Genomic DNA, 18,385 nt, shown 5'->3' on the forward strand with positions numbered 1-18,385 from the left:
AAATAAGGTAAAAATTAAATTTATGTACCCTAATTATTTTCGTATTGGGTTTTTTAACATTAATCAAACAAATCCCAATAAAAAAGCCACTCCTGATTCAGGAATGGCTTGATTTGATTTTTGTTATTCATTTTTTAACTAAAAAACTTCTTAAGTCCTTCGATTTTCCTTTCCAAAGAACCTTCCACTGCTTTGTAAGCTTCTTTGTTTGGAAGGGGTTCATTTACTGAGAAGTAGTACTTGATCTTCGGTTCTGTCCCTGAAGGCCTTGCTGAAATCTTGCTTCCATCGGCCAGATAAAATTGGATAACATTTGATTTATCCATTATTAAAGCCGATTCGGTCCCATTGACGATGTCATACACTTTGCTTTCTTTGACGTCAACTACTTTTACCACTTTCACACCGTTCATTTCGGTAGGTCTGTTCGTTCGGAATCCTGCCATTAGATGTTGGATCTGTTCAGCACCATCTTTGCCTTTTTTGGTAACAGAGATCAGGGATTCCTTGTAGAAGCCAAACTGGGTATATATCTCTGCCAATACATTTTGGACAGTTTTACCTTGGGATTTGTAGTAGGCCACTATCTCAGAAACCATTGCACAGGCGGAAACTCCGTCTTTGTCTCTCACAAAATCGCCGACGAGATAACCGTAGCTTTCTTCGCCACCGCCGATAAATTGTTTTTTACCCTCCAGATTTCTGATGATTTCTGCAATGTTTTTGAATCCTGTAAGAACCGAAAAGCAGGTGACCCCAAAACCTTTACAGATCTCATCTATGAGTTCTGTGGTCACTATGGTATTTACCATGAATTGGTTTCCGTCAAGTTTTCCAAGTTCTTTCCATTTGCTGAGTAGATAATAGGTCAGCAATGCACCTGTTTGGTTTCCATTCAGTAAATCATAACCTCCCTTACCATCCGGCACACAGGCTGCATAGCGGTCCCCATCTGGATCGCAAGCCAATACAAGTTCAGCGCCGGTTTTTTTGCCAAGATCAATAGCCATGGTCAGGGCTTCAGCTTCTTCGGGGTTAGGATAAATAACGGTTGGGAAAGTTCCGTCAGGTTGTTCCTGTTCTTTGACAACATGAACATTTTCAAATCCAAAGGCTTTCAAGGCAGCAGGAACCATCTTGCCCGAAGCTCCATGAATAGGAGAGAAGACGATGGGCATGTTTTTCTGGGCCTGAATTTCATTTCTGGAAAGGCTTAGCTTTTTGACCAGATCCAAGTAGATTTTATCGAAATCTTCCTCAATATATTCGATAAGACTGTCATTTTTATTCCAGTTTACATCATCCATTGAAGTTATTTTCAAAACTTCATCAATGATATTTTTATCATGTGGGGCTACGACCTGTCCGCCGTCATCCCAATAAGCTTTGTAGCCGTTGTATTCCTTTGGATTATGAGATGCCGTGACCATTACACCACTTTTACATCCAAAATGGCGGATAGCAAAAGAAAGCATCGGGGTGGGCCGCATTTCGCGGAAATATTTGACTTTGATGCCATTGGCTGTAAATACATTGGCTGTCGTTTCTGCAAAAAGCGTGTTGTTGATTCGGCAATCGTGCGTAATGGCCACTTTGATATCTTCACCTGGAAAGCATTTCAATAAGTAATTTGCTAAACCCTGGGTAGCCATTGCTACGGTGTAGACATTCATTCTGTTAGAACCTACACCCATTAAGCCTCTCAAACCTCCTGTACCAAACTCAAGATCTCTGTAAAAAGAATCAATCAATTCGGTTTTGTCAGGGGAATCAAGCAAAGCATGTATTTCTTTTTTACTCTTTTCGTCAATGTTACTGTTTAGCCAGCTGCTTGCTTTGGCTAGAATCATCGGATCTACTGTTGTCATCTGGGAAAAATTTTGAATGAGTTTCTAATTTAAATATTTCAATAAAATTACCTGCATTCCTTCTGTTAAAATCAGGAATTAATTAAAAAAAGAAGGGGAAAATTTCTCTCCCTATTCTCTTGGGACTTTCTGCTTTGCTGTAACTGACAAGTCAAAATAAGTCTGTCATGCCAATATCCATCCCTTAAAGATTACCCCTCAATTCCTGTTCTCTTTCGATGGCTTCAAATAATGCCTTGAAATTCCCTTTTCCGAATGACTTTGCGCCTTTTCTTTGGATGATTTCAAAGAACAGGGTAGGACGATCTTGAACAGGCTTTGTAAAAATCTGTAAGAGATAACCTTCCTCATCCCTGTCCACCAAAATGTTAAGGTCCTTTAGCGGCTTCAGCTCTTCTTCAATCTTTCCGACCCTATCCAATAAATCGTCATAATAAGAGGCAGGTACTTCCAAAAACTCCACGCCTCTTTTCCTTAATTCTGAAACTGTATGGATGATGTCATCTGTCGCTATCGCCATGTGCTGCACACCGGGACCGTTGTAGAAGTCAAGGTATTCTTCAATCTGGGATTTCTTTTTGCCTTCAGCGGGTTCGTTGATAGGAAATTTGATAAAGCCATTTCCATTTGAGACCACCTTGGACATCAGGGCAGAATATTCTGTAGAAATATCTTTGTCATCAAATGTGATCAGCAATTCGAATCCCATTACTTTTTCATAAAAATCCACCCATTTGTTCATTTCTCCCCAACCAACATTGCCTACGCAATGGTCAATGTATTTCAGCCCAATGGGAGTTGCTTGATACTCACTTGTTCTTGGTTTATAACCGGGTAAAAAGACACCCTTATAATTTTTTCGCTCGACAAAAGTATGGATTGTCTCACCGTAAGTTTTGATGGAAGCTGTGACTACCTCGCCAAATTCATCTTTGTGTACTTTTGGTTCTTCATGCGGAATAGCGCCACGAGTCACTGTTTCGTTGAAGGATTTTGTAGCATCATCTACCCAAAGGGCCAATACCTTGACACCATCTCCATGTTTTTTGATGTGGTTCGCGATAGGATGTGTTTCTTTCAAAGGGGTTGTCAAAACGAGCCTTATTTTATCCTGCTTCAAGACATAAGAGGCTCGGTCTCTGATACCAGTCTCAGGCCCGGCATAGGCTATCAGCTCGTAACCAAACGCATACTGATAAAAAAGAGAAGATTGCTTTGCATTGCCGACATAAAGTTCAACATAGTCTGTCCCGTTGATGGGAAGAAAATCCTGGTTCATAATCTAAGAGTTTTTGGGTTTATTTTTTCTTGACTCAAATATAGGGAAATGGGGAGGAATTCGGGCAGGATTCAGAAAGCAGTTTTCAGTTTTCAGATGGCAATGATCAGTTGACAGTGTGTGTCGCAGGAAACGGTTATCAGGATACGGTTGTGGTTGAAGAGTCAAAATAGATTAGGATATCCATGATTGACAGTAGACCGTTTAGGAATTTGTTTTCCAATCTTCCCATTTTCTGTTCTTCAAATTTTGCAATTTTCGAATTCCTACTCCTGACCGTTACTGTTTGCCAAAAGGTAAATGATACCCAAAAATATCCAAGAGAGAGACCATTGCGTAAGGCCTAATTTGGGAAGCCCAAAAATTAGAAAGCCATACCAAAGCGGAATCATAACAAGACCGATTACAAATTTGAAAGTGGCATAAAAGACCAAATCCTTGATTTTTGGCTGAATCCATAACCAAATCCAATAAACAGGAAAATGGAGGACCTTCATGACTTTGTTTGAAAAATAGGGTTTTGAATAGGTTTTGTCAGGATTTTTGTGATTTTTTGTGGATAAAAATTCCCTTACCTGATCTGGTTTGGTAAGGTCAATCCGGTTTTGGATGATTGCCTCTAAATCTTTTTCATAATTTTCTTCGGGAATTGAACTTACCAATGGTTCCAAAGCCCTGAATGCAGATGTCATCAGGGGTTCAAAGAGGGGAAAGTAATCCTTTGGTTGGATGGTTTTCCCAAATACCAGGCTGACCTTACTACCTGAATAACGGTGATTACTGTAATTAATTCCCACTGGGAGGATGACCAAATCGAGTTCAGGTTCTTTTTCCAAGGTTTGATAGGCAATCCGAGCAAATCCTTTTTTCAAAGGCCTTAGGTTCCTTTGGTTGCTGTGGTTGCCTTCAGCAAAGATCACAATGCTTCCTTTTTCCAACAGTATGTTGACGCTCTTGTCAAAGGTTTCATTGTTTTTTTCCATGTTGTTGATACCGTCTCTCACTCTATAGATAGGGATCATTCTGATGAAGTCGAGCAATTTTGCAACGATTGACTTTTTGAAAACAGAAGCTCTGGTCAAAAAATGAGGCTTTAAGTTGGTGTGAGTAGCAATAAGGATCGGGTCGATCAAGGCATTCTGATGGTTGGATACGATCAGGACAGCCTTTCCTTTTGGAATGTTTTCCTTTCCGTGTACCGTGATTTTAGAGAAATAAACATGAAGTGCTACTTTGACTATGAGCCTTAGGACGGCATTGAAAAGGTTTTTCATGAATCTGATTTTTCTTGGCTATCCTTTTTGCGTAATCGGAACTGGATTTGTTTCTTTTATTCTTTTCCAAAACATGGCTAAGCTCATTCCTGAAATGATATGCCATATTCCCCACCAAGCGGCAATGATCGCCATACCGCCCAAACCTTCAAAATAGGTAAAAATCAGAACCAATGCCAAGCCTGAATTTTGGATTCCTGTTTCAATGGTCAAGGTTTTGGTATCGGCAAGGTTCAACCTGCCGATTTTTGCGATGGAATAACCTGAAAAAAAGGCTACAAAATTATGTCCCAAAACCCAAAGAAAAATCAATCCGATGAACTTAAGAAACAAATCATAATTCCCTAGAAATGCAATGACAACAAATGCAGCAAAAATCAGGATACTGACAGGCTTTAGAATTTTAGTCGCTTTTGCTGACCAATTTGGAAACCTGTTGTTGACCAGCATGCCCAAGATCAGGGGAATTCCCAGAATCAATGCAACTGTCTGGAAAACATCAAAGTAGGAAAGAGAGATTTCTTGAAGCAAGTTAGCCGTAGGGCCATAAAAGCTTGACCACAACGCAAAATTGAAAGGAGTGATAAAGATTGAAAATCCTGTTGAAAAGGCGGTCAGTGACACGGATAGCGCAGTGTTTCCTTTTGCAAGGTGGGTGAGAAAATTGGAAACATTTCCCCCAGGACATGCCGCAACCAAAAACATTCCCAATGCTACAGAAGGAGGTGGGCTGATTAGATAAACCAACAACAGGGTCAGGAAAGGCAAGAAAAAGAATTGTGAAAAGATGCCCAACCAAAATGCCTTTGGGTTTTTGGCGATGTACTTGAAGTCAACCATCCTTAGCTCTAAAGCAACACCAAACATGATAATTGCAAGTGAAATATTTAGCAGGAAAAGAGAATCCTGATTGAAATTTAAAGTGCTGCTGTCAAGTGCTTCGATCATTTTTTGAAATCGGATGGTTATGGGAAAACAATCAAATAGATGTTTGGGTGATTCTCCGTTAAATCAATTTTAAATATCTGGATAATTTCGGATTTTGGATTAAGCGGAGAATTTTTTCAATGATTTAGCAGAAAATATAACTTGAATGAATTGTTTTTGAATACATAACCCATTCATAGCTAAAGTTTCTGGATTTTGTCAATCCCTAATTTCAAACATAGTAAAATAATACCAATTTATTGGTTTGGGTTTTCTCTTCGGAATTTTGATTCAATAATTTCCAAAGACCTTAATACCGTACTTAGGAAATAAAGATCAACCGCATCAATGACATTTCTCATGGTTTCCGGTTTTGATTTTCCATAGCTTCACGAATAATAGAGGAGGAAAAATGGGTTCAAAAAATGTCCAAAAACTAAAAGGAAAAAAGCAAAGGGCCATTTACTTGCATCATTTGGTGCGTGATATGGAAGCACTTGAAATAATGATTCAACAGGGATTGATTGAAAAATCACCTGTCCGAATCGGTGCCGAACAGGAATTCTGTATTGTTGATCCGGAATTTTTGCCCAACAACAATTCCCTTGATGTCCTAAAGGAAATCAATGACAGACATTTTACCACCGAAATAGGTAATTACAATCTTGAAATCAACTCCGACCCTCTACCATTGGACAATGATTGTTTTTCACTTCTCCATCATGAACTTGATTTATTGGTAGAAAAAGCCAAAAGTGCTGCCCAAAAATCTGGTTCACGTATCATCCTTACCGGAATCCTGCCAACCATTGCACCAAAACACACGACTTTGGATAGTATGACGGCTGTAGACCGTTACTTTGTTTTGAACGATGCTGCAAAAAAATACAGAGGTCAGGACTTCAGCATCCATATCAAAGGAGTAGATGAGGTGACCATGCTCCACGATTCGGTCATGCTGGAAGGTTGCAATACCAGTTTTCAAATGCACCTTCAAATAGATCCTGATGAGTTCGTAGACATGTTTAATTGGTCTCAGGCCATCACAGGACCTGTTTTGGCAGCATGTTGCAATTCACCTCTTCTTTTTGGGAAGGAGCTTTGGAGCGAAACCAGAATTGCACTCTTTACCCAAAGCGTGGATGTGAGAACCAACTCCTTTTTGCTCAATGAAAATCAGCCAAGGGTCAGCTTTGAAAGTAAATGGCAAACAGGTTCAATCTTGGATGTATTCAAGGATAACATTGCCAGATTCAGAAGTATCCTGACAGCGGAATTTGAAGACGACAGCGTAGACCTGCTCAAAAAAGGTGAAATTCCCAAACTTAAAGCCTTATGTCTTCACAACGGTACGGTTTATCGATGGAACCGTGCCTGCTATGGCGTGGGCGGTAGCAAACCCCATTTAAGGATAGAATGCAGGTATATCCCTTCGGGTCCTACGGTCATTGATCAGATTGCCAATTTTGCATTTTGGGTAGGTTTGATGAAAGGCAGGCCTGAAAAATATAAAGAAATTCACCGTATGATGGATTTTAAAGAAGTGAAATCCAATTTTTTGGCTGCGGCAAGATACGGATTGGCGGTGCAGTTTCATTGGGACGGAAAATTGTATACCGGAAGGCAGGTGCTTTCTGAAATTTTCTTACCAATGGCAAAGGAAGGTTTGAAGAAATCCGGAATTTCAGAAAATGATATCGACAAATACCTTTCTGTAATCCAAAACCGCATCAATACCCACAATGGATCCGAATGGATCAGCAAAAGCTACCGCAATCTCCTCACCACCAAAAAACCGGATGCAGCACTTCAGGTATTGACTGCAAACATGTACCTGAATCAGGAATCGAATAAACCTGTTTCGGAGTGGGAGGTGCTTTCTCCTGATGCCATGTCCCAATTCAACATTACCAAAAGAGTTCACCATGTGATGAGCACAGACATTTTCTCAGTGGAAGAAATTGACTCCATTGAATTGGTTGCCCACATGATGAAATGGAAAAATATCCACCACATGCCAGTCATCAAAGGAGACAAGGAACTGGTAGGCATTTTATCCTGGAATGATGTCAGTCAATTATTTGAAAATGGGAAGGCTACCAATGCCTCAGTCAAGTCTCTTATGAAAACCGATTTGATTACCATTGATCAGGATAGCAGGGTAGATGACGCCAAGGTATTGATGGAAAAACACAAAATCCATTCCCTACCTGTGGTGAGAGATAGCAAGCTTGTTGGAATATTGACTTCAAATGACCTGTAATGGACGCCCAAGCCCTTACCACAAAAATAGAAATGCCTACCAATAGGGTAATGCAAAAACTGAAGGGTTCTAAATCAGGACCCACAGTTTTATTTTTTGCAGGAGTCCACGGCAATGAACCTGCCGGCGTCATGGCTTTGAAGGAGGTTTTTGAGGATCTCTCCAAAAAGGAAAATACCCTGAGAGGAACCGTGTATGGCTTGATTGGTAATCAAAAAGCTTTGGCTAAAGGCAAAAGGTATGTTGACATGGACCTCAACAGACTTTGGACCAAAGCCAATATCAAGATGGTTTCCAATAAAAAAGTCCTTTTGGAAGAAGAAAAAGAACTCTTGGAACTCTTGGATTTACTTAGGGAAATCATCAAAACAGAAAAAGGGCCTTTCTATTTTATCGATTATCATACGACCTCGAGTAAGACATTGCCTTTTATTACCATCAACGATTCTATGATCAACAGGAAGTTTGCTATGCAATTTCCCGTCCCGATCGTACTTGGGATTGAGGAATTCCTAGAAGGCCCATTGCTCAGCTATATCAATCAGTTGGGTTATGTTGCGGTCGGTTTTGAATCGGGGCAACACACAGATCCTGCTGCAATCACCAACAGTGTCGCTTTTACCTATATGACTTTAATAGCTTCAGGTGTAATCGGCAAAATGGATGTGGAGGATTTTGGTCATTATCCGCACCAATTGGAAAATGCAGCAACTTCGGTACGGGATATATTTGAGGTAGTTCACCTTCATAAGATTACCGGTGTGGATGTATTCAAAATGTTACCTGGATTCGAGAGTTTCCAGAAAATCAATAAAGGTACCCATTTGGCTACCAATAACTATTTGCCTGTCTATTCAGGTTATGATGGGCGACTGTTTATGCCCTTGTACCAAAATCAGGGAAGCGATGGTTTTTTTATCATCCGGAAGATCCCGGAAATTGCACTTATGTTGTCTGCTTTTTTAAGGAAAATAAAAATCGATAATCTTTTCAATTTGCTTCCCGGGGTAAAATGGGAACACAAAGACAAAGAAATCCTACGAGTAAACCTCAATATTGCCAAGTTTATGACCAAGCCACTTTTTCATTTGCTCGGATACCGAGTCAGGCAGCTTGACGGACAATACCTCAGACTCTATAACCGTGAGAAAGCCTCCAAAAAGAAAATGTATAAAAATGAGGGATGGTGGTAGATTTAAATTTGTTGGGATCAGAGGACGGACGCAGTAAGTAGGAAAGATGAATTTGGTAAGAAGTGAAAAGTTAGAGGTTCCGATGAAATAAGGTCCGGGGAAAAAGAATGATAAATTCTGAATTAAAAATGAGGAATGGATTTCTATGGATCTTAGGAGATCCCAAACACAATACCAAAGACCTTATAGGGGATAGACAAAAGGTACCTAAAGGGTAACGCAGAGACGGAGTATGGTTAGGGAGGACACGGAGTATGGGTAGGAGGGACACGGAGTATCCTTAGGGGAAGGTGGGGGAGACTACAACGGAACCATAGGTATGGGATAGGAGATCCTTCCGTTTTGGGTAGGATGAAACCATTTTATCTTATAACCTATAGGAAGTTTTTAACTCAGCCTGATAAAGTTTTTGAGGTTATGATGGTGGCGGAAAATATTGTTTCCTTTGTTTCAGGATTGACCGTTAACCTAATAACAAATAACCATTTTTTCGTCAAGTAGGAACAATTCCCTAATTTCATGTTGTTCCATCCTAAAACCGATCTAAGATGTTTGAATATAATCCCGAAAAGCACTATCCAAAGGAAACCGAAAGTCGAGTTGTGATCAGGTTTCAGGATTGCGATCCATTGCAGCACCTCAACAATGCCAAATACTTTGACTATTTTTTCAATGCCCGGGAAGATCAGGTTCCCAAGCTATATGGGGTAGAGGTGATTGATTTTATCCGAAAATACAAATCGGCTTGGGTAGTATATAACCACAACATTTCCTACGTCCGTCCGGCCAAAGTAGGAGAGTGGGTCCGAATCATGAGTAGACTTCTATGGTTTAACCATAACACGATCATCGTCGAATATTACATGACAGATGATACGCAAAAAGAACTCAAGACTGTACTTTGGACTACGATGCGGTATGTGACAGTAAAGGAAGGCGCCTCGACAAACCACGAAGGGGCGGTTCTGGAATTCCTTCGGGCAACATCAGAAAACCTCGATATCAGCAATATGACCATTTCCGAAAGGGTCAAAATCATCAAATCAGAATTGTAATCAGCCGAATGTCCACAATTCTTGACCGATGAAGAACGGAACCTGTACAAAACCGTACAGGTTTTTTTATTTAATCTGGATCAAAAAAAAATGTAAAAATTTTTTCAAAATTAATTATAGTTAAAATTTTTCCTTTCATGCAACCTTTGGCAAAGTGGTAATTTTAGTTTTTTATCAAAACCTGTTACGAAACAGGACACTTTGCTGTCTGATTGTATCATGATAATACAGTTTTTTGGTTTGTAAGTTATTTCCGCAACCGATTGAATGTTAAAAAATTAACGATCGGGTTAAAATTCTTTAACATGGGAATTGGCATAAAGCGGTGCCAAAATTAATTGGTACAGAAGATGAATAAGAGATCATACCAACTTATAAACAACCACACAAAATGAAAAAGTTACTCACATTAGCATTAGCCGCCACACTAGGTGTAGCCAGCTTTGCAAACGCATCAAATGAAGGAATCGAAGAGTTGTCTTCTGTACGTTCCAAGGACAAGAAAGTAGCCATCTCCCTTAAAGAAGGTTTGGGAAAAGTCAAACTTGCAGTACTAGACAGTGATGGAAAAAAACTCCATCAGCAATACTTCAAGGTAAAAGAAGATATGCAGATTCCTTATGACTTTTCTTTGCTTCCTGCCGGAGAGTATCAGATCTCCATCGAAAGCAATATCAAAGAACCAACGGCTGAAAAAATGATTTATACAGTCGAAACCAAAGAGGCACCCGCTCCGCTTCCTTTGATGGCCTACGGAAAAAGCATCGATGAAAACTCGTTCAGATTGGCAGTCATTGGATTGGAAGAGCCAGGAACAAAAGTTGAAATCTTGGATGAAAGCGGAAGGGCAATTTTCACTGAAAAAATCGACCAAGCTGAAGCTTTTACCAAAGTCTACCACTTAAAAAACTTAAATACCAGCGATGTGTCATTGAAAATCACTGACGCGACCGGACGAACAAAAACCCTTTTCTTGTAAACTTAACCACTATTGAAGACCAAGCCCTGGAGATGATTCTTCAGGGCTTTTTTGTTTAAATAGGTTGTCGGTTGATAGCTTTCATTAAAAAAATATTTATGAAATCCCTTCAAATTCAAGTCAAAAACGGTCCTGAAAAAGACTTCTTAAATTTTCAAAGCGAAGCTTTTCTATTGCTTTATTTTCCTTCTGTTAAATTTTTATATAAAGATTCAACCTTACTCATATCCGGTTCTAACCTCATCCAAAGGGTTCGTTCTTGCTGCATAGGCATCCATCTGTAAAACCAAGAAACTCCCCATTTTTGGTAATACTGATTTTCTTGGTTGTAGACTGGGTCCTGCAGAGCTGTTTCCAGACTGATGAAATTGTAGTTTTCCACTTTTAACTTCCGGACGATTTCACCGAGGTATTTGGAGTTCAAAGCATTATCATGACAAAGAAAGATTTGGTTCACTTTTCTTCCATATTTTTCTACAGAAAGGGAATCAAAAAAACGGAAATAATCTAAGGTTTTGGAAACATATAATTCACCGATTTCCTTTGCCTTTTCAGGTTCAGCATGTGAAAGATAATACTCATAGATATGATTGATCATCCAATCCGAACTTTCCACTGTGAAAGGAGTACTGATGTACTTTTTTTCTTTGAGAAAGCTATCCATCAAAACATGTTGGACAGAATCTTTCCCTAAATCATTGAAAGGGAAGCGAAAATATTGAAGTGGTTTATTGTATTTGCCTGCGAGCTCCTGGCTTATGAATTCACCTTTTTCAACATCTGCCTTGAATGGTTCAAACCCCACATCTGAATACCTGAGATGGCCAAAAGTGTGGTTGCCAAGAGTAACAAAATCCTTTTTTGCCCAATCAACCAAGAGTTCAAAATTTCTGGCAATTGAATCAGTTTTATAAAGCAATCCTTCATTGATAAAAACAGCAACCGGAATATTGAATGAATCCAGTTTATAGAGTAATTGAGATTGAAAATTATCCGTTTTAAACTGCCGGGTGTTTGGTACATCATCTATCGTTATTGCCACATTCGTTTGACTATATGCAGAAAACGATCCAAAGAAAAGGTAGGTCAGTAAGCAGAGAAGCCATTTGTATGTAGGTTTTCTTTTCATTTTTTTTCAAGAAACATTAGAGTCCCAAAGAGGCTTATGATTTCAAATTGACCTTTCTATTTGGCTGATTTCAGATAGGTTTCTGGAGTCATTATGGATAAAGTGCTCGATTTATAATCTTTGATATTTCTGGTGATGATGACTTTGATTTCTTTATCATTTATGGCAGAGAAATTTTGAAGAGCATCCTCAAAATCTTTGAATTCAGAGTTAAGTGCCTCAATGACAGTTTTTTTGTTTGTTGTGGTGACATCGATGATGTTCATCAGAATTTTTAGATTTTCAATCACCTTTTCATGGCTTGCTGTTTTCCGCAATAAATAATAGACATTGCTCAACATGATAGAAGTAACAAAACCTTTGACTTCTCCTTTTTCACATAAACTCAAAAGTTTTGATGCTTCTTCTGAAAAAGGCTTTCTGTCAAAAAAGAAATCGAGGATAACATCTGTATCTATTAAAACCGTATCCATTATAAATATTTTTCAGATAGGCTGTCTGTTAATTCTTTATTATAATCGAAATTTTCCGGCATTTTAAATGAGCCTTTCAAAGATTTGACAATCGGAGTCAATTCATTTTCTGTTAAAGGTTCTTCATCAGTCAAGGCCTTCAAGTAGTTTTCAATCAAATCCGAGAGACTCCTTTCCTTCCTTCGTGCGTACTTTTTGGCGTTTTCAATGACTGATTTCTCAATCGTTAGCGTCAGTTTTGTATTCATGGCTTTGAATTTGAAAACCAAATTAGCAATAATAATTACACGTGTCAATGTTAAATTTTTTACACGTGTATTTTATTTAAAATGTTTATTTAAACAAGGCTTCAAATATCCAATTAACCATTAACCAATTAACCAAATAACACTTAACCCACTCACTTATACCTCCTTAATAAATTCTCAGTCATATTCTCCGACAATTCCTTCAAGTCGATGTCGAGTTCATTTTTATTGACCTCGAGAACTTGGTTTTTCATCTTCTCGGGAAGTCGGTCGAAGCCATAATATGCACCCAAAATCCCCCCGGCGATGGCTGCTGTGGTGTCGTTGTCCCTGCCATAGTTGACAAGGAAGATGAGTGTTTTCTCAAAATCAAAATCCGCAAAAATCATAGCTGTCAGGACCTGAAGGTGTATTTCTCCGGCATGGAAAGGCATGTCTTGCAGGTGTTGGTCCAAGAGTTCAAAAGCAGGTTGTAGGTATTCCGCTGTCCAGGTTTTGGCTTGGGAGATTCTTTCTTCTTCTGTGGTGACCTTGGCTTCGTTGATGGCTTTGGCTTCCTGCACGATCTGCAGGGCAGACTGCAGGATCCTGTAGGAACTTCTTCCTACCAACCTTGCTCCATAATATTGCTCCGGATCGACTGACCTCAGCACGTCGAGGACCTCAGCTTGGGTGGCATCTTTTTTCATGGCTGCAGAGGTCATCGCTGCGGAAAGTGCCGTGATGTCTTTCGCATAGCCGATATCAAACAAGGCTAATTTGAAGGCTTCAGAATAGGCTTTTTCGGGGTTCTCAGGAAAAAAAGCTCCGATCGCAGGCGCATAAAGCAATCCAGCGCAGACCATTTCTCCCCCATAAAAAGTGCTCAGACCGATCTGATAGCCGTTAAGGTCATTTTTGACATAGGGGCGAGCAGCTTTTGCCCACTCCTGCAGCCAACCGACTTTGAGGGAATTTGCTTCAAAGGGTTCGGCGGTTTCACTTTCGATGGTTTTGTATTCAGCGAGATACCCGTCAAACTGAGCCAAAATATGAGAGGCGAACTGTTTTGGATCGAGTGATTTTGGGTTTTCGCCTGCTAGGTATTCGAAGGCGAGTTTTTTCCATCTCGTGTCGTCGGTGGTACCGCCGGCTGGCAAATTTGCTTTCCAGATTCCTTCAGGGGATACTTCTCTGACCATAGAGTCCAAGTCCTGTACAAATCCATATTCTGCGCTGATCATTTCCCTTGACCACATTTCTGTTGGTGCGCCCATGGCATCTCCGATCGCCGAACCCACTAGCATTCCCAATACTTTGTCTTGGAGTTCACCCTCTGAAAGGCTCAAAGGCTTGGTTTCTTCCTCAGCTAGGTCTTTTTTGGTTTCGGGACTTTGGCAGGAATAGACACAAACAGCTGCGGACAAAAGGAGCGAAGCAATGATTTTATTTCTCATGGTTTCAATATCAGTTTTTTTGCCTCCTCTGCTAATCCGGATTTTTCTTCCAATGTAAGGGTTAGCGGCAACTGCGCCAATCCAATCAAGCGACGGAGTATTTCAGTCCCAATATATTTATGAAGCAGTTTCTCGTCTAACTCTGAATACAAGGAGTAGCTGTTTTTAATGGCGTTGATGGTATTTTGATTTGATTTGGCCATTTTGAGGTGGGCGATCAAAACCCCAAGGTCAAATTCGGCATCGCCCATAAATGCAAATTCCGGATCGATTACCTTCAGTCCCGAGTCTACCCTGATCCAACTTCCGGGGTAAAAATCACCGTGAAGTAGGTGTTTGCCATTTTCAAGATATCTTTTTCCTAAGTTTTTTATGGTATTTTTCAATTTCAAATCGGTTTTGAATTTCATTGACATGGCTTGCAGCCCCGGTTGCACGCTGTCAAGGTCAAAGCCGTTGAATTCCATATAGGGATAGATAAAAATATGTTCATGATTAAGTTTTTTCATTTCTATGTTGTCAGGGAAATTTGTCACTTTCAGCTGATGGAGGGAAGAAAGATATCCTGCCAAAGCGCCTGATTCCTCTTCGGAAAAAGAAAATCCGCCCCGGTACACACCCATGAAATCTGACCCTTTTCCCAAATCATCCATTGCCACAAGGTGGTTTATTTTATCCCGGGCTATGATTTTTGGTGAATAAGAAGAAAGAAACTCATTTCGATTGATTATTCTGTAAAAATCATCCTCGATAAAAATCCTTCCCAAAGGTGCGGGAATGGTGGGGTATTTGTTTACAAAAGGACGGGACTGTTTGAGAATGATTGACCTGGTTTCTGTTTTCAGCCTGACGACCACATTCATATTTCCTTCACCGGCTTTGGAGTATTCGAGTATGTTTTCATTCGAGAGAAGTAGTCCGGACTTTCTGAGGTATTTTTCTTGTCGAGGATTTAAAGGAATCTGTAAAATCATGAAACAATATTTGGGGCTAATTTAGATTATTACATTGAAGGCAAGGTCCATTTTGGATTTTTTTACATTTTTGAATTCTCAATTAAAGATACTATTAACCTGATTTCTGATTCAGTAGTTTTGACAATCTATTTAATTGCAAGATTATCCAATCCAAAAACCCCAAATATCCCGAACCCGACAACTGTTACAAAAATTTAAATTTCAATAAAAAAAAATATGAACCAACGAAACAAACTGACAGCATTATTCCTGGTTTTTTTTCTAATCCTTGGTCAAACATGGGCACAAGAGCAAGTTGACCTCGAGATGATGCACCGCATCAAAACCGAAGGCATCAGCAAGTCCCAAATTCAGGACATTTCTTTTCACCTGACGGATTACCTTGGACCAAGGCTTTCCGGTTCTACCAACTTACGGAATGCAAGGGCTTGGACATCGGAGAAATTCCAAGAGTGGGGACTTTCCAATATCAAAATCGATTCCTACGGGGAATTTGGCAGGGGATGGAATGTAAAGAAATCATACATCGCGATGAAGTTGCCTTACTACGCCCAAGTTATCGGCTATCCTAAAGCTTGGACAGACGGGACAAACGGTTTGGTGGAATCTGAGGTGACTTTGCTGGAGGTCAGTTCTGAAGCTGATTTTGAAAAATACAAAGGCAAGCTCAAAGGCAAAGTGGTCATGGCACCTGCGACACTGACACTCAATCCTGCTTTCGAAGCAGAAGCCAAAAGATGGACAGACCAAGAATTGGAAGATAGAAAAACCATCAATATCGGCGGTAACAATGCCCGCTATACTCCCGAAGTGTTGGCCCAGATGCGTGCGCAACGTGACTTGGACCAAAAGCTTACAACATTCCTTTTGGAAGAGGAAGTAGGGTTGAGAATTACCGGTACAAGAGGAAGCTTCGGAACGGTATTCCATACAAGAGCAGGATCATACAGCATAGATAAGAAGCCTACCGTTCCAGAAATGGAAATCGCGGCAGAGCATTATGGCAGGATTTATAGGTTGTTAAAAAACGGCAAATCGGTCAGCATTGAAGCCGAAATAGAAGTGGAATGGTTGGACGATGATTACAAAGGCTACAATGTTTTGGCTGAAATCCCCGGAACTGACAAGAACCTCAAAGCCGAAATCGTGATGCTTGGTGCGCATATTGACAGTTGGCATGCCGGAACAGGCGCCAATGACAATGCCGCCGGAGTGGCTGTGATGATGGAGGCAATCAGAATTTTGAAAGCGCTGAATGTGCAGCCAAAGCGTACCATCCGCATCGCGATTTGGGGAGAGGAAGAACAGGGATTATTCGGCTCAAGAGGATATGTTCAAAAGTATGTAGCCGACAGAACATCCAAAGAGAAAAAGTCTGAATGGGATAAAATCTCCGCATATTATAATTTGGATAACGGTTCAGGGAAAATCCGGGGCATCTACGTGGAAGGAAATGACATGGTGGTCCCGATTTTCGAGAAGTGGTTTGAGCCATTCCATGAATTGGGTGCCAAAACCATCACAAGGAGAAATACAGGTTCTACGGACCACGTTGCTTTTGAGGCGGTGGGTGTTCCGGGATTTCAGTTTATCCAGGATCCGATTGATTACGGCAAAGGATACCACACCAATATGGATTTGTATGAAAGAATGCAGATTGCGGATATGACACAGGCGGCGGTCATCATTGCGGCAATGGTGTATAACACTGCTCAGCGGGACGAAAAGCTGCCAAGAAAACCTTGGAATTAATTCTTTTTTACCACAGAGGGCGCAGAGATCGCGGAGAAAAAACTAACGTAAATACTCTGAGAACTCTGGGTGCTCTGTGGTGAAAATATAACCGCAATGGACTCCAGGGTTCCGGTATGGTTTACCACATAAACAGATAGACCACATAGATTAAAGAGTGGATATCATTTTTTCGCTTTTCCTCTGCGTCTCTGCGAGAGATTTAACCTTTCGATAAACCCCCTCGCAAAAAATTCCATGTCAAGGTAAATTTTTGATTAATTTTAAACTTTGTTATATCCTTCTTATTTAGATAATAGGATATAATTCTGCAATCGTATAAACCCAAATTCTCATGTATTCAGTACCCCGAACGATTTTTACCGAAGAGCATGACATGTTCCGTCAGTCGCTCCGAGATTTTATTGGCAAAGAAATTACACCCAACAATGCCCAATGGGAAAAAGACAAGCAGGTGACCCGCGAGTCCTGGAAGAAATTGGGTGAAAACGGTTTTCTCTGTCTCCAAGCTCCCGAGCAATACGGAGGTTTGGAAATTCAGGATTTCAGATACAATGCTGTATTCATCGAAGAATTGGGACTTTCAGGTTGCTCAGGTCCTGCGATCGGCTATCCGCTCCACAGCGATATCGTCTTTCCCTACATCCACCATTACGGTACCGAAGCCGCAAAATCCAAATACATCCCGGGCATGATCAGCGGTGATCTGATTTCTGCCATTGCAATGACTGAGCCGGGTGCCGGTTCTGACCTGCAGGCGATCAGAGCAACTGCCGAAGATAGGGGAGACCATTACCTGATCAACGGTTCCAAGACTTTCATCACCAATGGTTTTCTCTGTGACGTCGTTGTAGTCGCCGCCAAAACAGATCCGAGCAAAGGGGCAAAGGGAATCAGTCTTTTCATCGTGGATGGGGAAATGGCCGGCTTTACGAAAGGTGTTCCTTTTGACAAAGTGGGATTGCATGCACAGGATACTTGTGAAATGTTTTTTGAGGATGTGAAGGTTCCAAAGGAAAACCTCCTCGGCAATGTCGGTGAAGGATTCAAATACCTGATGACAGAGTTGGCACAGGAGCGTTTGATTGTGGGATTGGCGGCGATTGCCTTGGCAGAATCAACATTTATCTCCACCGTGGACTATGTCAAAAACAGACCTGCTTTTGGCAAGATGGTTTCTGATTTTCAAAATACCAGGTTCAAACTCGCGGAAATGGGAGCTAAACTCGAGCAGGGGAGGATCTATGCCGATCAGTTGGTGGTGCTGCATAACCAAAAGAAAGTCGATGGCGCCATGGCTTCTTCCGCCAAATTCCTCCTGACCGAACTGCAATGTAATGTCTCGGATGAATGCGTGCAGTTGCACGGAGGGTATGGTTATATGTGGGATTACTCGGTAGCAAGGGCTTTTGCCGACGCAAGGGTGCAGCGGATTTATGCCGGAACTAATGAGATTATGAAGGAACTGATTGCAAGGAAGATTTTGCAATGAAAACAAAAAAGTTTTGAGTTGGAGCCAATTTCAGTCAAAG

15 protein-coding genes are annotated in these 18,385 nt (G+C 40.7%); 6 read left to right on the forward strand and 9 right to left on the reverse strand.

Annotated elements, in window-relative coordinates:
* Window positions 1-134 precede the first annotated feature (134 nt).
* The 4 genes from NK987_RS09905 to NK987_RS09920 form a co-directional block, all read right to left on the reverse strand.
* The gene (locus tag NK987_RS09905) at window positions 135-1,868 is read right to left on the reverse strand and encodes a phospho-sugar mutase (RefSeq protein ID WP_259263703.1); all 1,734 of its coding nucleotides are present in this window, start codon (window positions 1,866-1,868) and stop codon (window positions 135-137) included.
* Between the two features lie 184 nt (window positions 1,869-2,052).
* On the reverse strand, window positions 2,053-3,147 hold the full coding sequence (gene hppD / locus NK987_RS09910; protein WP_259263704.1) for a 4-hydroxyphenylpyruvate dioxygenase: 1,095 nt from the start codon (window positions 3,145-3,147) through the stop codon (window positions 2,053-2,055).
* A 266-nt stretch (window positions 3,148-3,413) separates the two neighbouring features.
* Entirely contained in the window at window positions 3,414-4,421 is a 1,008-nt protein-coding gene (locus tag NK987_RS09915; RefSeq protein WP_259263705.1) for a lysophospholipid acyltransferase family protein, read from the reverse strand.
* 18 nt (window positions 4,422-4,439) lie between these two features.
* Window positions 4,440-5,369 carry a bile acid:sodium symporter family protein gene (locus NK987_RS09920; RefSeq protein WP_258425231.1) on the reverse strand — a complete coding sequence of 310 codons (930 nt, stop codon included), beginning with the start codon at window positions 5,367-5,369 and terminating at the stop codon, window positions 4,440-4,442.
* Between the two features lie 391 nt (window positions 5,370-5,760).
* Here NK987_RS09920 and NK987_RS09925 point away from each other — a divergent pair, with 391 nt between their 5' ends.
* The 4 genes from NK987_RS09925 to NK987_RS09940 all read left to right on the forward strand — a co-directional run bounded on the left by NK987_RS09925 (window position 5,761) and on the right by NK987_RS09940 (window position 10,838).
* The gene (locus tag NK987_RS09925) at window positions 5,761-7,611 is read left to right on the forward strand and encodes a glutamate-cysteine ligase family protein (protein ID WP_259263706.1); all 1,851 of its coding nucleotides are present in this window, start codon (window positions 5,761-5,763) and stop codon (window positions 7,609-7,611) included.
* Entirely contained in the window at window positions 7,611-8,804 is a 1,194-nt protein-coding gene (locus NK987_RS09930) for a succinylglutamate desuccinylase/aspartoacylase family protein (RefSeq protein WP_259263707.1), read from the forward strand. Before NK987_RS09925 ends, NK987_RS09930 begins: the two co-directional genes overlap by 1 nt.
* Before the next feature lie 548 nt (window positions 8,805-9,352).
* Window positions 9,353-9,859 carry an acyl-CoA thioesterase gene (locus NK987_RS09935; RefSeq protein WP_258425234.1) on the forward strand — a complete coding sequence of 169 codons (507 nt, stop codon included), beginning with the start codon at window positions 9,353-9,355 and terminating at the stop codon, window positions 9,857-9,859.
* A gap of 391 nt (window positions 9,860-10,250) precedes the next feature.
* The gene (locus NK987_RS09940) at window positions 10,251-10,838 is read left to right on the forward strand and encodes a DUF3244 domain-containing protein (RefSeq protein WP_258425235.1); all 588 of its coding nucleotides are present in this window, start codon (window positions 10,251-10,253) and stop codon (window positions 10,836-10,838) included.
* A 178-nt stretch (window positions 10,839-11,016) separates the two neighbouring features.
* Here NK987_RS09940 and NK987_RS09945 read toward each other — a convergent pair whose 3' ends face one another.
* From NK987_RS09945 to NK987_RS09965, 5 genes are all read right to left on the reverse strand, one after another.
* A complete protein-coding gene (locus tag NK987_RS09945; protein WP_259263708.1) occupies window positions 11,017-11,967 on the reverse strand; it encodes a polysaccharide deacetylase family protein in 951 nt (316 codons plus the stop codon).
* A gap of 56 nt (window positions 11,968-12,023) precedes the next feature.
* Entirely contained in the window at window positions 12,024-12,440 is a 417-nt protein-coding gene (locus NK987_RS09950; protein WP_259263709.1) for a type II toxin-antitoxin system VapC family toxin, read from the reverse strand.
* On the reverse strand, window positions 12,440-12,688 hold the full coding sequence (locus tag NK987_RS09955; protein ID WP_259263710.1) for a DUF6364 family protein: 249 nt from the start codon (window positions 12,686-12,688) through the stop codon (window positions 12,440-12,442). Before NK987_RS09955 ends, NK987_RS09950 begins: the two co-directional genes overlap by 1 nt.
* A gap of 152 nt (window positions 12,689-12,840) precedes the next feature.
* Window positions 12,841-14,124 (reverse strand): ADP-ribosylglycohydrolase family protein, encoded by a 1,284-nt coding sequence (locus NK987_RS09960; protein WP_259263711.1) that lies wholly within the window; start codon window positions 14,122-14,124, stop codon window positions 12,841-12,843.
* Window positions 14,121-15,098 (reverse strand): phosphotransferase, encoded by a 978-nt coding sequence (locus NK987_RS09965; protein ID WP_259263712.1) that lies wholly within the window; start codon window positions 15,096-15,098, stop codon window positions 14,121-14,123. The genes NK987_RS09960 and NK987_RS09965 overlap by 4 nt, the downstream gene beginning before the upstream one ends.
* 219 nt (window positions 15,099-15,317) lie before the next feature.
* Between NK987_RS09965 and NK987_RS09970 the strand changes: the two genes are divergently transcribed.
* Together NK987_RS09970 and NK987_RS09975 are read left to right on the forward strand one after the other, a co-directional pair.
* The gene (locus NK987_RS09970; RefSeq protein ID WP_259263713.1) at window positions 15,318-16,853 is read left to right on the forward strand and encodes a M20/M25/M40 family metallo-hydrolase; all 1,536 of its coding nucleotides are present in this window, start codon (window positions 15,318-15,320) and stop codon (window positions 16,851-16,853) included.
* A gap of 334 nt (window positions 16,854-17,187) precedes the next feature.
* Window positions 17,188-18,345: an acyl-CoA dehydrogenase family protein gene (locus NK987_RS09975; RefSeq protein ID WP_259263714.1), complete on the forward strand. Its 1,158-nt coding sequence runs from the start codon at window positions 17,188-17,190 to the stop codon at window positions 18,343-18,345.
* Window positions 18,346-18,385: the final 40 nt, after the last annotated feature.

The organism is Aquiflexum gelatinilyticum, assembly GCF_024813435.1.
GTDB classification, from domain to species: Bacteria; Bacteroidota; Bacteroidia; order Cytophagales; family Cyclobacteriaceae; genus Cognataquiflexum; species Cognataquiflexum gelatinilyticum.

Coding starts and splice junctions, on each gene's coding strand:
- NK987_RS09925 (WP_259263706.1), top strand. CDS start 5,761: ATGGGTTCAAAAAATGTCCAAAAACTAAAAGGAAAAAAGCAAAGGGCC.
- NK987_RS09920 (WP_258425231.1), bottom strand. CDS start 5,369: ATGATCGAAGCACTTGACAGCAGCACTTTAAATTTCAATCAGGATTCT.
- NK987_RS09905 (WP_259263703.1), bottom strand. CDS start 1,868: ATGACAACAGTAGATCCGATGATTCTAGCCAAAGCAAGCAGCTGGCTA.
- NK987_RS09965 (WP_259263712.1), bottom strand. CDS start 15,098: ATGATTTTACAGATTCCTTTAAATCCTCGACAAGAAAAATACCTCAGA.
- NK987_RS09970 (WP_259263713.1), top strand. CDS start 15,318: ATGAACCAACGAAACAAACTGACAGCATTATTCCTGGTTTTTTTTCTA.
- NK987_RS09960 (WP_259263711.1), bottom strand. CDS start 14,124: ATGAGAAATAAAATCATTGCTTCGCTCCTTTTGTCCGCAGCTGTTTGT.
- hppD (WP_259263704.1), bottom strand. CDS start 3,147: ATGAACCAGGATTTTCTTCCCATCAACGGGACAGACTATGTTGAACTT.
- NK987_RS09945 (WP_259263708.1), bottom strand. CDS start 11,967: ATGAAAAGAAAACCTACATACAAATGGCTTCTCTGCTTACTGACCTAC.
- NK987_RS09975 (WP_259263714.1), top strand. CDS start 17,188: ATGTATTCAGTACCCCGAACGATTTTTACCGAAGAGCATGACATGTTC.
- NK987_RS09940 (WP_258425235.1), top strand. CDS start 10,251: ATGAAAAAGTTACTCACATTAGCATTAGCCGCCACACTAGGTGTAGCC.
- NK987_RS09915 (WP_259263705.1), bottom strand. CDS start 4,421: ATGAAAAACCTTTTCAATGCCGTCCTAAGGCTCATAGTCAAAGTAGCA.
- NK987_RS09955 (WP_259263710.1), bottom strand. CDS start 12,688: ATGAATACAAAACTGACGCTAACGATTGAGAAATCAGTCATTGAAAAC.
- NK987_RS09935 (WP_258425234.1), top strand. CDS start 9,353: ATGTTTGAATATAATCCCGAAAAGCACTATCCAAAGGAAACCGAAAGT.
- NK987_RS09950 (WP_259263709.1), bottom strand. CDS start 12,440: ATGGATACGGTTTTAATAGATACAGATGTTATCCTCGATTTCTTTTTT.
- NK987_RS09930 (WP_259263707.1), top strand. CDS start 7,611: ATGGACGCCCAAGCCCTTACCACAAAAATAGAAATGCCTACCAATAGG.